Source organism: Aquibacillus sediminis, from assembly GCF_005870085.1.
GTDB classification, from domain to species: domain Bacteria; phylum Bacillota; class Bacilli; order Bacillales; family Amphibacillaceae; genus Aquibacillus_E; species Aquibacillus_E sediminis.
The window spans coordinates 83831-98434 of the sequence record NZ_SZNM01000002.1 but is presented as its reverse complement, the minus strand read 5'-3'; the positions used below and the strand labels follow the sequence as shown (position 1 = coordinate 98434).

The 14604-nt window shown below is 36.6% G+C and carries 12 protein-coding genes; 1 reads left to right on the top strand and 11 read right to left on the bottom strand.

The features are described 5' to 3' along the window. Nucleotides 1–3 precede the first annotated feature (3 nt). The 11 genes from uvrC to zapA form a co-directional block, all read right to left on the bottom strand. Complete coding sequence (uvrC, locus tag FCI53_RS02285) at nt 4–1815, bottom strand: excinuclease ABC subunit UvrC (protein ID WP_138415442.1); 1812 nt, start codon at nt 1813–1815, stop codon at nt 4–6. 133 nt (nt 1816–1948) lie between these two features. Then, nucleotides 1949–2263 (bottom strand): thioredoxin, encoded by a 315-nt coding sequence (gene trxA / locus FCI53_RS02280; RefSeq protein ID WP_138415440.1) that lies wholly within the window; start codon nt 2261–2263, stop codon nt 1949–1951. 173 nt (nt 2264–2436) lie between these two features. Then, nucleotides 2437–3414, bottom strand: coding sequence for an electron transfer flavoprotein subunit alpha/FixB family protein (locus FCI53_RS02275; protein WP_138415438.1), 978 nt, complete (start codon nt 3412–3414; stop codon nt 2437–2439). A 62-nt stretch (nt 3415–3476) separates the two neighbouring features. Beyond that, nucleotides 3477–4250 carry an electron transfer flavoprotein subunit beta/FixA family protein gene (locus FCI53_RS02270; protein ID WP_138415436.1) on the bottom strand — a complete coding sequence of 258 codons (774 nt, stop codon included), beginning with the start codon at nt 4248–4250 and terminating at the stop codon, nt 3477–3479. A gap of 106 nt (nt 4251–4356) precedes the next feature. Beyond that, nucleotides 4357–4944, bottom strand: a complete 588-nt coding sequence (locus tag FCI53_RS02265; protein WP_138415434.1) for a fatty acid metabolism transcriptional regulator FadR — start codon at nt 4942–4944, stop codon at nt 4357–4359. 94 nt (nt 4945–5038) lie between these two features. Beyond that, nucleotides 5039–6751 carry a long-chain-fatty-acid--CoA ligase gene (locus FCI53_RS02260; protein WP_138415432.1) on the bottom strand — a complete coding sequence of 571 codons (1713 nt, stop codon included), beginning with the start codon at nt 6749–6751 and terminating at the stop codon, nt 5039–5041. 249 nt (nt 6752–7000) lie between these two features. Then, nucleotides 7001–7408, bottom strand: a complete 408-nt coding sequence (locus FCI53_RS02255) for a DUF350 domain-containing protein (RefSeq protein ID WP_138415430.1) — start codon at nt 7406–7408, stop codon at nt 7001–7003. 376 nt (nt 7409–7784) lie between these two features. After that, nucleotides 7785–10130, bottom strand: coding sequence for an endonuclease MutS2 (locus tag FCI53_RS02250; protein WP_138415428.1), 2346 nt, complete (start codon nt 10128–10130; stop codon nt 7785–7787). Between the two features lie 12 nt (nt 10131–10142). Continuing rightward, nucleotides 10143–11858 (bottom strand): DNA polymerase/3'-5' exonuclease PolX, encoded by a 1716-nt coding sequence (gene polX, locus FCI53_RS02245; protein ID WP_138415426.1) that lies wholly within the window; start codon nt 11856–11858, stop codon nt 10143–10145. Between the two features lie 232 nt (nt 11859–12090). Further along, complete coding sequence (locus tag FCI53_RS02240; RefSeq protein ID WP_138415424.1) at nt 12091–12618, bottom strand: CvpA family protein; 528 nt, start codon at nt 12616–12618, stop codon at nt 12091–12093. After that, nucleotides 12611–12886: a cell division protein ZapA gene (zapA, locus tag FCI53_RS02235; protein ID WP_138415422.1), complete on the bottom strand. Its 276-nt coding sequence runs from the start codon at nt 12884–12886 to the stop codon at nt 12611–12613. Before zapA ends, FCI53_RS02240 begins: the two co-directional genes overlap by 8 nt. Before the next feature lie 705 nt (nt 12887–13591). Between zapA and rnhC the strand changes: the two genes are divergently transcribed. Next, a complete protein-coding gene (gene rnhC, locus FCI53_RS02230) occupies nt 13592–14524 on the top strand; it encodes a ribonuclease HIII (RefSeq protein WP_138415420.1) in 933 nt (310 codons plus the stop codon). The last annotated feature ends 80 nt before the right edge of the window (nt 14525–14604 follow it).

The following is a 14604-nucleotide window of genomic DNA, read 5'->3' as shown; positions in this document are numbered from 1 at the left end:
TCCTCATTCAGAAGTAGGATTATTTCCATTCTCTTGGCTATTCTTATTATGCAAATGCTCCAATATCGTTTTTGCTGTTGGTTCTGGTATTCCTAATTTTTTTATTTCATCAAGCTTTGCACCCTTGATCTCAGCGATCGATTTAAAATGGGTTAGTAATAATCTTCTTCGTTTTTCTCCTACCCCTGGTATATTATCTAATTCCGAACGGAAAGCACTTTTTCCACGTAACTGTCGGTGAAATGAAATGGCAAATCGGTGAACTTCATCTTGAATGCGCTGAATTAAATAAAATTCTTGTGACTGACGTTCAATATGAATGATCTCTGGCGGATTGCCATATAACAATTCACTTGTTCGGTGCTTATCATCTTTCGCCAAACCACACAATGGAATATCAAGACCTAATTCATTTTCTAACACATCAAGCGCTGCGCTCATTTGTCCCTTTCCACCATCCACAATAATCAAATCTGGTAAAGGCAAATCCTCCTTTAATACCCTTGTATAACGACGTCTAACCACTTCCCGCATTGTATCGTAATCATCAGGTCCTTTAACATCTTTGATTTTATATTTTCGATAATCTTTTTTGGACGGTTTTCCATCTATAAAAACAACCATCGCCGAAACGGGATCTGTCCCTTGAATATTAGAATTATCGAACGCTTCAATTCGATGCGGTGTTGCGATATGCATTTTTTCTCCTAAATTTTCAACTGCCTTAATGGTTCGTTCTTCATCTCTTTCGATTAATCGAAACTTTTCTTCTAAAGCAATCTGTGCATTCTTAGCAGCCAAATGGACTAGCTCCTTTTTTCTTCCTCGATATGGAATGTGTACATCAACCTCTAACAGTTCTTTTAAAAGTTCATTATCTGTCGGAGCTGGGACTAAGATTTGTTTTGGTTTTGGGTGGTTATGTTGCAGGTAAAAACGTCCGATATAACTTAAAAATGTTTCTTCGGCATCATCATAAAAAGGAAAAATTGATATGTCCCTTTCAATTAATTTCCCTTGACGAATAAAGAAAACTTGAACACACATCCAACCTTTATCATACGCATACCCAAATACATCCCGATTGACTTGGTCATTAAGGGTCATTTTCTGCTTCTCCATAACAGACTCGATATGTTGGATTTGATCCCGTAATTCTTTTGCTCGTTCAAAATTCATTTCTTCACTTGCATCCAACATCTTTTGTTTGAGGCTTTGTTTAATTTGTTTATGACCACCGTTCAAAAAAGAGGTAATACTTTGAACAATTTCCTTATATTCCTGTTCGGTGGGTGGGTTTTCTGAGCATGCATAACATTGGTCCATATGGTAATACAAACAGACTCGACCTGGTGGATTATTACATTTTCTTAGTGGATACAGACGGTCTAATAATTTTTTTGTTTCTCGAGCAGCGATCACATTAGGGTATGGACCAAAATATTTTCCTTTATCTTTTTTTACTTTTCGTGTGATTAACAAACGCGGGTGTCGTTCATTGGTAATTTTTAAATAAGGATAGGATTTGTCATCCTTTAATAACACGTTATACTTTGGATCATATTTTTTAATTAAATTCATTTCTAAAATAAGTGCTTCAATTTCAGAAGAAGTAACAATATATTCAAAATCAACAATCTCTTGCACCAATCGCTGTGTTTTTTGATCATTTGCCCCTGTAAAATAAGAACGAACTCTATTTTTTAAAAGTTTGGATTTCCCTACATAAATAATGGTGTTATGCTTATCTTTCATTAAGTAACAGCCTGGTTGAGCGGGGAGTACAGCTAATTTTTCACTGATTCGATCATTCAACATTCTCACTCCAAGTCTTTCGCTACAATTTACCTTATAAGTACATGTATTATCTAATAGTAAATAACAATCCCTTGTCACAAAAGTAACAAGGGATATAAGAAATGATTTAATTTCTTAATTCAGAAAAATTTTATGCATGTTTGTTAATTAATTCTTCTAGCGCTTCTTTCGGTTGAAAACCTACTACCTGCTCAACAACTTCTCCATCTTTAAATAAAAGAAGGGTTGGGATACTCATGACACCGAACTTACCAGCAGTTTCTTGATTTTCGTCGACATCAAGCTTTACAATTTTAACTTTATCGCTCATTTCTCCATCAATTTCTTCTAGAACAGGAGCGATCATTTTACAAGGTCCACACCATGGTGCCCAAAAGTCTGCTAATACGACACCTTCACTAGTTTCTTTATTGAAATTTTCATCAGTTGCTTTTACAATTGCCATTTATAATTCCTCCTCATTATATACAAATACTATACGTTCACCATGAGTATAGCATTCCAATACAATTAATTGCTAATACTTTGCTTTCTATCTACTTTTCCCTTTATGCCATCATCCATACTGATCTCTAAAAAAATGCTACAACAGCTTCTTTTACTGTTGTAGCAGGATTATTATGTGTTCACTTTTAATTGCTTTACTTCTTCAATAAGCAATGGCACGATTTCAAATAAATCACCGACAATCCCATAGTCTGCTACATTAAATATATTTGCCTCCGGGTCTTTATTAATGGCAACTATAATTTTCGAGTTAGACATCCCTGCCAAATGTTGGATCGCTCCAGAAATACCACATGCAATATATAAATCAGGGGTTACCACCTTTCCGGTTTGCCCAATTTGCAGGGAGTAATCACAATAATTAGCATCACAAGCACCGCGTGAAGCACCAACCGCTCCACCTAAGACATCAGCTAGTTGTTGTAACGGTTCAAACCCTTCCTTGCTCTTTACTCCTCGTCCGCCCGCAACAATAACGTTTGCTTCTGTCAAATCAACACCTTCTGATGCATTTTTCATAACGTCCTTCATAACAGAGCGTAAATCCGTAATTTCTACATCTAAAGAAGTCACTTCACCTGTTCTAGCATCATCTTTTGTTAATGAAGGAATATTATTTGGTCGAATCGTAGCAAATGTTAATCCCTCTGTAATAATTTTTTTCTCAAATGCTTTTCCCGAATAAATAGGGCGTGTGAAAACAATCTGATCACCAACTACTTCTAAATCAATTGCATCTGAAACCAAACCTGAATTCCACTTGCTCGCAAGCTTTGGGGCTAAATCTTTCCCTACCGATGTATGTCCCATTATGATTCCATCTGGTGACTCTTGCTCAATTACGTGAGAAATTGCTTGACCGTATCCTTCTTGTGTATACGTTTTCAATTTTGGGTGTTCAATCTTCACAACACGGTCTGCTCCATATGAGATCATCACTTTGGCTGCAGAACTAAGATCTTGCGCCCCACATAGCACACCAACAATTTCTCCCTGGTCACCTATTTTTTTGGCGGCTGCAATGGATTCAAAAGTGACGTTTCGTAATTCTCCTTCCCTTAATTCACCAATAACAAGGCTTTTATTCATAAACTCGCTCCCTTCTTACACTATTAGTAAATTGGTTATAAGTACCTAGATAGCAACATGCATTAGAATACCTTCGCTTCTTTTTGTAACAACTGAACTAGCTCTGCTACCTGTTCTTGAGATTCCCCTTGTAATACTTTTCCGGCTTGACGCTCAGGGGGGAGAAATATTTCAATCGTTTTGGTCATAGGCTGCACATCCTCTTCCTCTATATTTAAATCATCAATTTCTAGTTCTTCTAATGGTTTTTTCTTTGCTTTCATAATCCCCGGTAGTGATGGGTACCTTGGTTCGTTAAGCCCTTGTTGACAGGTTACTAAAACAGGTAATGATGTTTCGATCACCTCGATATCGCCTTCCACGTCTTTTTCCACTGTTACTTGCTTTCCATCAATTCGTAATTCCGTAATGGTTGTAACATAATCAATGTCCAAACATTGTGCTAAACGAGGCCCAACTTGCCCTGTTGCTTCATCGATTGCCACATTTCCAGCTAAAATTAAGTCTACATCTTTCTCTTCGAAAAATGCCTCTAATATTTTAACCGTGGTAAATGCATCCCCTGCTTCTACATCATCCTCTGTGTTGATTAATACTGCTTTGTCTGCCCCCATTGCTAGAGCAGTACGCAATTGTTTCTCATTGTCTGAACTACCCACATTGACCACTGTTATTTCCCCACCATGTTGATCACGTTGTTGAATTGCCTCCTCAATCGCATATTCATCATACGGATTAATAATGAATTCAGCCCCGTCCTCATCAATCTTATTATTACGGACATTAATTTTTTCTTCTGTATCAAATGTCGATTTCATTAAAACAAAGATATTCAACCGATATCTCCCCTTTCCTAAAATTAAGGCTTTTTTAAATGATATAGTTGATGGAAACTTCGACGTACGCTCGTTCTTTATAAAGTGAAACTTCACTCAGTGGGGGTTATCCCCGTTTTTTTAGTCCATTGGATATTAAATAATGAACTTGGTCAACTTGGCTTACTAAGTCATATCTCTGTTCGTTCATCACCCAATTTGTAACGGTCTCATCTAGTGTGCCGAAGATCATCTGCCTGATAAGTCTAGGATCAATGGTGGAATGATAGATCTCCTGTTTTATCCCTTGTTCAACGATTTGATCGACAACCTCAAGATACGGCTTTAATACATCGTTTATTTTCAGACGTAGTTGTTTATTCGATTGTCTTAGTTCTAATTGGGTCACAATCGCTAAATGGTGATCTTCAGCTAATTGACTAAAGTGCATCGTTATCAATGTTTTCAATTTTTGATCCACTGATGAATCAACGTCGATTTTTTCCTGTATTTTTTGAATGAATTCGCCCATTTTTTCTTGAAATAAAGAAACGAGAATATCTTCTTTATTTTTGAAGTATAAATAAATGGTTCCATCGGCAACCCCTGCTTGTTTAGCGATTTTGGAAACTTTTGAAGCATGATAACCATTCTCGGCAATAACTATAACTGCTGCATCTATAATTTGTTGGAATTTTGGTTTTGTTGTTTTCATGATAATTTCTCCTAAATTAAATTATGAATGACCATTCATTCATAATTTAATTTTACTTCCTTTTTTTGGTTTTGTCAATTTTTTATCAGACAGACTAACTTGATTGGTCAGCCTCTTGGTTTATCGATTGATTTTGTTTCTCCTCCTCTACTAATTGCCTTCTTAATATCTTCCCAACAGCTGTTTTAGGTAGTTCATCTCGGAATTCATATACTTTTGGCACCTTATATGCAGCAATCCGTTTGCGACAAAAACGATCCATTGCCTCTTCGTTTAAGCGTTCGCCCTCCTTGCTTACAATAAAAGCCTTTACCGTTTCACCACGATACCGATCTGGAATCCCAACTACTACTGCTTCTTGTACGGCTTCATGTTCATATAATACTTCTTCTACTTCACGTGGATAAATATTATACCCACCAGCAATGATCATATCTTTTTTACGATCCATTACATAGAAACAACCATTCTCATCCATATAACCAATATCGCCCGTCCTTAGCCAACCATCGATCAGTACTTGTTCAGTTTCTTCAGGGTTATTCCAGTATCCTTTCATCACTTGTGGCCCTTTCACAATAATCTCCCCAAGTTCACCTTGAGGCAATTCTTCCATTGTTTCAGCATCAATAATCTTGGCATCTGTATCAGGCCATGGAACTCCAATCCCACCTTGAACAGTATCGGGATTTAAAAAATTTGCATGTGTCACAGGTGAAGTTTCAGTTAATCCATACCCTTCAATTAGTCGACCATTTGTAACTTGTTGAAATTTTTCTTGTATTTCTGAAGGTAATGGCGCTGAACCACTTATACAAGAGTTGATAGATGACAAATCATAATCACTTAAATTGCGATGGTTTAATAATGCGATATAGATCGTAGGGGCACCAGGAAAAACAGTTGGTTTTTGCTTTTCTATCGTCTTTAAAACATCTTCCACTTCAAACTTTGGAACTAATACCATTTTTGAAGCAGTTAAAACAGAATAATTCATTACGGTAGTCATCCCATACACATGAAAAAAAGGTAATACCCCCATCACCACCTCATTATTTCGTTCAGCGTCACGAATCCAGTGCGTACACATCTGTGCATTCACCACTAAATTATAATGGGTAAGCATTACTCCTTTTGGAAATCCTGTCGTTCCGCCTGTATATTGTAATAAGGCAATATCTTCTTTCGGATCTATTGGATAGGTTTTATAATCAATCTGTTCTTGCTTCAATATTGTAGACCAATTATGCGTTGTCTCTGTTTGTTCAACTTTTGGTAGTGGTTGACCTTGTTTCTTTTGAAGTAATGGGTATAATAAATTTTTAGGAAAGGGTAGATAATCTTTAATACTCGTCACAATAATATGCTCGATCGAAGTGTTCGGTTTCACATTGGATACTAATGGAAAGAGAAGATCAAGACAAACAATCATGTTTGCATCAGAGTCCTTCAGTTGAAATTCAAGCTCTCTTTCTTTATATAACGGATTGGTTTGTACAACAACACCACCTGCAAGAAGGATTCCATAATAACAAATAACGGCTTGCGGGGAATTGGGTAACATGACTGCGACACGGTCTCCTTGTCTTAGACCAATCGATTGTAAGTAGGTGGCAAGCTTTTCTGATTGATGATATACCTCCTGATAAGTAAGTTCTTTACCTATAAAGTGAAGCGCTTTCAAATTAGGGTAACGTTCTGCACTATCTTTTAAAAAGTATTGCAAGGCTTTTTCATCATATGGGATCGTTTGCGGTAAACCATCGGGATACTGGGACAGCCATATACGGTCATACGCATTGTTCATCCGGTTGCCTCCTTAAAAAATTCTCTCTTTCATTATACAGACTTTTCAGACTTTTTAAAATATTTTTTTGAAAAAATTTGTATAAATACAATCTCGTATACACTCCCATAATGGATTAAAAAAAATAGAAGAAAAAGAGCCTCATTTGACCCTTTTTCCTTATATAACATATACGATGCCGATAACTAAAAATATAACGGCTACAACCATTAACACCCATGCTAGTGTTTTCATACCGATCGCTCCCTATTACCTTATACTCGCTCCAATGACGAACGCTAACCCTATGGAAATCATCATGGAAATGAAGCCGACTGCACGATTATCTTGTTTGATTTCTTGGTCAATTTTAAACGTTGGGGTCAAAAATTCAAAAATGAAATATCCTGTTAGTAACAATAAATAACCAAAAGCCCCCCATGTAATGCTTTCAATAATGGTATCATTATGTTCAATTGAGTATCTAAAAATAGTGGCTATACCAAAGATCTTACCACCTGTAGCCATTGCAACAGAAAAATTTCCTTTCCGGATCTCTTCCCAGTTTTTATAAGTTGTCACAAGCTCGAATATAGCTAAAAATACGATCAAGCATAAAATCGCAACACTATACCTCGCGGCTGTTTCAACAAATACATTTTCCCAAAATCCACTCATGGTTTCACCTCGATTACTCTATCCACATCCCACGAACCATGTAAAATGCTTCCAGTTTATGGCTTTTACAACCTTTTGTGCGCATTAGCTGTATTATGTGCAGTAACATTTATTATAGTTTTTTAATTGTTGTTTTGTCATGATGACGTTTATTTAGATTTTTCTTACATGATCCAAAGCTTTTTTTCTAGATCCTGCGTATTTACGGCTTTTTCACGCATTATCACAGCTTTTCCCTTTGTTTCCGTCGTGTATTTTGGAAAATCACTGTACTTCAGTAGTTAAATTAGTTAATGATTTGTTGCACGTAATACAGCTTATATACAGTAACAAGACCCCTTAAAACATTACGTAATGAACCAATAAACAGAGTTCTTTATTTAAATTCTAACACAGTTACACCACTACCGCCTTCATTCATACCGCCAGCTCTGTAAGACTTAATATGTGAATGTTTTTTGGCAAAATTCTGTACCCCTGTTCGCAGTGCTCCTGTTCCTTTTCCGTGAATAATCGACACACGGGGGTAGCCAGCTAATAAAGCATCGTCTACGTATTTCTCTAATTGCATCAATGCATCCTCGTAACGTTCGCCTCTCAAGTCTAGTTCTGTTTTAACATGATAAGTGGAGCCTTTAACCGTGGCCATAGGTTTTTCCACAAGTGGCTCTTTTCGTTTAACAAATTGCAAATCTTTACGCTTCGCTTTTACTTTCATAATACCAACTTGAATTTCATATTCTTTATCACTAATCTGTTTAAGAACCGTTCCATTTTGATTTAATGTAAGTAAGGTAACTTCATCCCCAGCTTGTAATGTTTTCGTTGTATCTGCTTGTTTCGTTTTTTGTTTTCCTTTAGTATTTTTCAATTGTGGTTGGGCTTCATCTAACATTTTTCTTGCCTCAATCCACTCGTGTTCTTTTAGGCTTGCGTCATGTTTCATTTTTCTTAACTCTGACACAACTACTTCGGCTTCTTCTTTAGCTTTTTGAACAGCTTTTTCTGCTTTTTGTTCCGCTTTTTGATACAATTGATCTCGTTTTTGTTCAAATTGTTCCCATTGCGATTCAATCTCACGTTTTAAGTTTTCTGCCTCAAGCAGGATTTGATGTGCCTGTTCATAATCCTTCTCCGCACCTCTTCGCGAATCTTCAAGAGAAGCAATCATATTTTCAACACTTTTTGAATCTGTTCCAATTTGCTCTTTGGCGGTTTCGATCACGCGCTCTTCTAACCCTAATCTTCTTGAAATTTCGAAGGCATTACTACGCCCTGGAACACCTAGTAATAGGCGATAGGTTGGACGCAATGTTTGAACATCAAATTCAACTGAAGCATTTACTACACCTTTACGGTTAAAACCATACGCTTTAAGCTCTGGATAGTGTGTCGTTGCAATAATGCGAGCACCACGATGCACAACCTCATCCAAAATTGACATGGCAAGTGCCGCCCCTTCTTGTGGATCTGTCCCTGCACCAAGTTCATCAAATAACACCAATGCACGATCATCCACTTGTTTCAAAATATCTACAATATTCGTCATGTGTGATGAAAACGTACTTAAACTTTGCTCAATCGATTGTTCATCGCCAATATCAGCAAATACATTTGAAAACACTGCTAATTCACAACCGTCTAATGCAGGAACTTGTAGTCCAGATTGGGCCATCAATGTACAAAGACCGACCATCTTCAATGTTACAGTTTTACCACCAGTATTCGGACCTGTTATCACAATTGATGTAAATGATTCCCCAATTTCAATATCATTTGCCACCACTTCATCTTCCGGAATTAACGGATGACGAGCTTGTTTCATTTTTATGATTCCTTGATCATTCATCTTTGGCATCGCAGCTCGCATCGATTGTCCTAGTCTAGCACGCGCAAACATAAAATCTATTTGAGTTAAAACTTCAACATTCTGGTATAAGAAATCTTCATCTTCTGCAATTTTCGCTGATAATTCGTATAAAATTCGTTCCACTTCATTTTTCTCTTGTACCCGTGCTTCCTGTAATTGGTTATTTAGTTCAACGACTGCCTGTGGTTCCATAAATAATGTTGCACCTGAAGCAGATTGGTCATGAACAATACCACCAATAGCACCACGATATTCTTGCTTGACTGGTAACACATAACGATCATTTCGAATCGTAACAATTGCATCGGAGAGCATCTTTGCTTTTGATTTTGTATAGGAATCTAATTTATCGCGAACGCGACTTTCATTGGTTCTAATGTTACTACGGATACCTCGAAGCTTTTCCGAGGCCCCATCCATCACATGACCATGATCATCAATACAACTCTTTATACTACGCTCCAGTTCATTCAATGGTACAATGTCAGCTATTAATTCACGCAAAATCGGCAATGTTGGTTCTTCCATTGCCTCAATAAAATGTTTGAATTGTTTTCCGCCACTAATTGTACTTGCTACATCCAAACATTCCTGTGGATGTAACATACCACCAATAACCGTTCGCTTGATATGTGGTTTAATATTGAAAATACCACCTAATGGTACATTACCTTTTAAACGAAGAACAGACATTGCTTCATCCGTCTCATTTTGCCACGTAATCACTTCGGCTAAATCTGTTGAAGGGTGAAGGGCTGCTGCTTTTTCTTGTCCTAACGAAGATGCAGCTTGACTCTTCACCATTTCTTTTATCTTATCAAATTCTAATACATGTAAGATTCGTTGATTCATTTGTAAACTCCTTTATCCCTTTCTACGAAATAGCACTTCTAATTGTTCTTTCGTCCAAGTATTAATGACATTTTCTTTTCGTAGCCATCCTTTTCGTGCTACGTGGACACCTAATTCCATAAAACTTAATGTTTTGTAACTATGTGCATCTGTATTAATCGCAATGTTGACACCTTGTTCTTGTGCACGTTCAAGCCATTCACTTGATAAATCAAATCGATTAGGATTTGCATTCAATTCAAGTACTGTACCGCTATCTTTTGCACCTTCAATTAATTGCTCCACATTTGCTTGATATCCTGACCGACGACCAATTAATCGACCAGTTGGATGAGCAATCACGTTAACATAAGGATTTTCGAGAGCAGCAAATAATCGTTTCATAATTTGTTCCTCTGACTGATTAAAGCTTGAATGGATTGCTCCAATTGCATAATCCAGTTCCTGTAAGAAATCAGGTGAAAAATCTAATCGTCCATCAGGTAAAATATCCATTTCAACCCCAGCAAATATATGAATATTATACTTTTGTTTCAGTCGTTCAATTTCTTCTCGCTGCTTTCGTAATTTGGACTCATCTAATCCATTAGCAACGCGTAAATATTTGGAGTGATCCGTGATCGCAATATACTCATAGCCGAACTCTTCCGCTTTCTGAACCATTTCCTCTATTGATTGCGCTCCATCACTCCATGTCGTATGCATATGCAAATCACCACGAATATCTTCAGACTTTAATAAAGAAACTTCCGATTGAAAAGCTTCGATCTCTCCATTATTTTCGCGTAATTCAGGTGGAATATATGCAAGTCCAAAATGGTTAAAGAATGATTCTTCATCAGAAAAAGTTGTTACTTCCCCTGTTTCCGTATCCTCTATTCCATATTCACTTATTTTTTCTTGATTCGATTTAGCCAGTTGACGCATCGCAACATTATGTTCCTTTGAGCCAGTAAAATGATGGAGTGTGGTAACAAATTCCTCATCTGTAACAAGGCGAAAATCCACGCCAATATCGTACCCCGCCTCCAACACTACGGAAACCTTTGTATCACCTGCTGCGACAACATCCTTGAGATCGTCAATTGCTAGCAACGTTTTTTTTACTTTACTAGGTTGTTTCGTCGCAATAATAAAATCTAAGTCTTTTACAGTTTCTCTCATTCTTCGGACACTTCCAGCACGAGAAAACCGTTCGATTTCATCAACCGTTTGTAAATAGGCTTCAATTTTTTCAACAATTGGTAACACGAAAGCAATCGGTAGTCGTTCAGGCCGACTTGAGCTTTCTTCTAATGATTGTAGGATTTTTTCTGCTGATTTCTTTCCAAAACCACTTAATTGTTCGACTTGTCCCGTTTCACAGGCCTCCTTCAATGATGCCGCATCTTGAACCCCTAATTGCTGGTATAATTTTGATAATTTCTTACCACCTAATCCAGGTAAGTTCAGTAATGGAACTAAGCCTTGTGGTATTTCCTTTTGTAATTGTTCTAAAGTATCGGAAACACCATTGTTTACATACTCCCGAATAACGGTCGCAGTTCCTTTCCCAATACCATTAAGTTTCGTAAAATCATCGATTTCAGCTAATGAGCGATCATCACTTTCTAACGCTTGTGCCGCTTTACGATAAGCAGATATTTTAAAAGGGTTTTCTCCTTTCAATTCTAAATAAACGGCGATTGTTTCTAATAATTTGATCACATCTTTTTTGTCGATATTCATCTTTTCACATCCTTAACGACTATTCCATTAGTTGATAAGAGAACCCTTGCCAATAAATTTGCAAGGGTTCTTATTACGTAGCTATAAGAGCTCGCTGGCTTGTTTTTCCGGTCCTCACGTATTTAAAAGAATACGTTCCCGTCTCAAATCTGAGCCACCTCGAACTTCTTGGACCTTTTTGAACTCGTACTATAAGCCCCTAAATATGTATTAGAGGTGCTGTTTCTATGTATTAAAACCATAATGACTTAATTTGATTTGAAATATACGGTGTATGATCAATAATAAATCCTGCAATAGAAGATTGTTTAATTAAATCCTGTACAAATTCCAACGGAGCTAGTGCCATAATATAAAGAAGTACAAATAATATAAGATAAATTTCGATAAATCCAAGAACTGCTCCTAACATACCATTTAACGAACGTAGCACAGGTAGATTTGTTACAAAATCCAACATCGTGGCAACAATTTGCAATACGATTTTAGTGCCAAAGAATAATACAGCAAAAGATACTCCATTATAAAAAGCTGTTTCTAATGGAAGCGTGTCAAGAAAAACCGCCCATGTTTCTCCTTCGGGTAATTCAGGATACGGGATCCATAAATCTAACTTCATAGCCAAATTGTCATAATAAATGGATGCTACAATAAACGCTACAACAAAACCTATTAAATGAAATAACTGTAAAATAAAGCCTCGTTTTAAACCAATACCGATTCCTAGTATTAATATTACCAATAAAATTAAATCAATCATTTTTTTCCTGTTCCTCTTTCTTCTTTAGTGATGCTTCCAGTTCCGCATAATCTTCTTTCAATTTTAAATAATCATTCATCGTATTCACAGCAGTAAGTACAGCTAACTTGGCCGTATCTAAACTTCTATTTGATTCATGAATTTCTCTCATTCTTTGATCCACTAAACTTGCAACCATTCGCACATGATGAGGTTGTTCTTCTCCTACAATCGTATATGATTTCCCATATATATCAACTGTTGCACGTGTTTTATTAGATTGGGACACGGTCTTTCCCCCTCATTTCTTCGAATCCTAGAATTAATATTAACATGAAGTCGGTCGTTTAGGAAACTATTCTCTTACATGTTATTATTGCTATACTGAATTTATTGTACATGAAAATGGTTGGTGATTTTCTTTTATTGCACATTAGCTATATTATGCGCAACAAATTTAACTAGTGAAGTACAGTGATTTTCAAATTACGTGGCAATCAACGTAAAAAGCACTGGATGATGTATGAAAATAATGTAAATACGCAGGATCTTGAGAAAAAGCGCTAGATGATGTATGAAAAAGTCGTAATCACGCAGGATCTTGAGAAAAAACGCTAGATGATGTATGAAAAAGTCGTAATCACGCAGGATCTTTGGAAAAAGCGCTGGATGATGTATGAAAAGTCGTAAATACGCAGGATCTTGAGAAAAAGCGCTGGATGATGTATGAAAAAGTCGTAAATACGCAGGATCTTGAGAAAAAACGCTGGATGATGTATGAAAAAACCGTAATCACGCAGGATCTTTGGAAAAAGCGCTAGATGATGTATGAAAAGTACTAAATACTCATTATCTAAAGAAAAAGTACTCAAATAAAAAAACTATTATAAAAGTTACTGCACATAATATAGCTTTTGCGCAATAACCATTAACTTTTAGAGATTGGTCAAATATTCAAATGACATTTACATAAATTTATTTTAGGAGAGATTCGATGCCACAAGTAGTATTAAAACTATCAAAACAAGAGATTTCGGAACTTCACAAGCACTATCGTGATTCATTAAAGGGGACGCCTCCTGGAGCGATTTTTGCTGCTAAAACGGGGAATTGTGCGATTACCGCATATAATTCTGGAAAAGTATTATTTCAAGGGAAAGCACCAGAAGTAGAAGCTAACAAATGGGGAACAGCTGAACAAAACAACGAAACGAAAAAGAAAACAAGTTCTTCCTCTGCACACGGCTTTGCTCCACCTTCTTCTCTGTTTACTAGCAACCATATTGGTTCAGATGAAGCAGGAACTGGAGACTATTTCGGTCCAATTACCGTTGCTGCAGCCTATGTTACTGCTGAACAAATACCACTTCTTAAAGAAATTGGTGTGAAAGATTCCAAAAACCTAACAGATGATATGATTCAATCAATTGCCAAAAAAATCGTTCAAATGAAAACCCCATATTCACTAGTTGTGTTGCATAATGAGAAGTATAACAAGCTTCAACAAAAAGGATGGACACAAGGCAAGATGAAAACAATGTTGCACCACCATGCGATCACGAAGTTATTAAAAAAAATCGAACCCACAAAACCTGAAGGGATACTGATTGACCAATTCTCTCAACCAAATGTATACCAAAAACATTTGAAATCAGAAAAAGTCAGACTTCAAGAAAACGTCTATTTTATGACCAAAGCAGAAAGTTACTCCATTAGTGTTGCTGCCGGCTCGATTATTGCTAGAGCAAGTTTTGTAAGAGAGATGGATAAACTTTCACAGATAGCAGGAGTGACATTGCCTAAAGGCGCCTCACAAAAGGTGGATCAAGTAGCAGGTAAAATTATACGTAGTAAAGGGAAGAGTCAATTAAATACATTGGCAAAAATACACTTTGCTAATACACAAAAGGCAGAGAAGTACATATAACTACTAAATTTTAATTGTTCGTTCGATCAACTCAGTAGAGTAATTTAGAATTGATTTGGACTCGCCTTACATTTTTACGA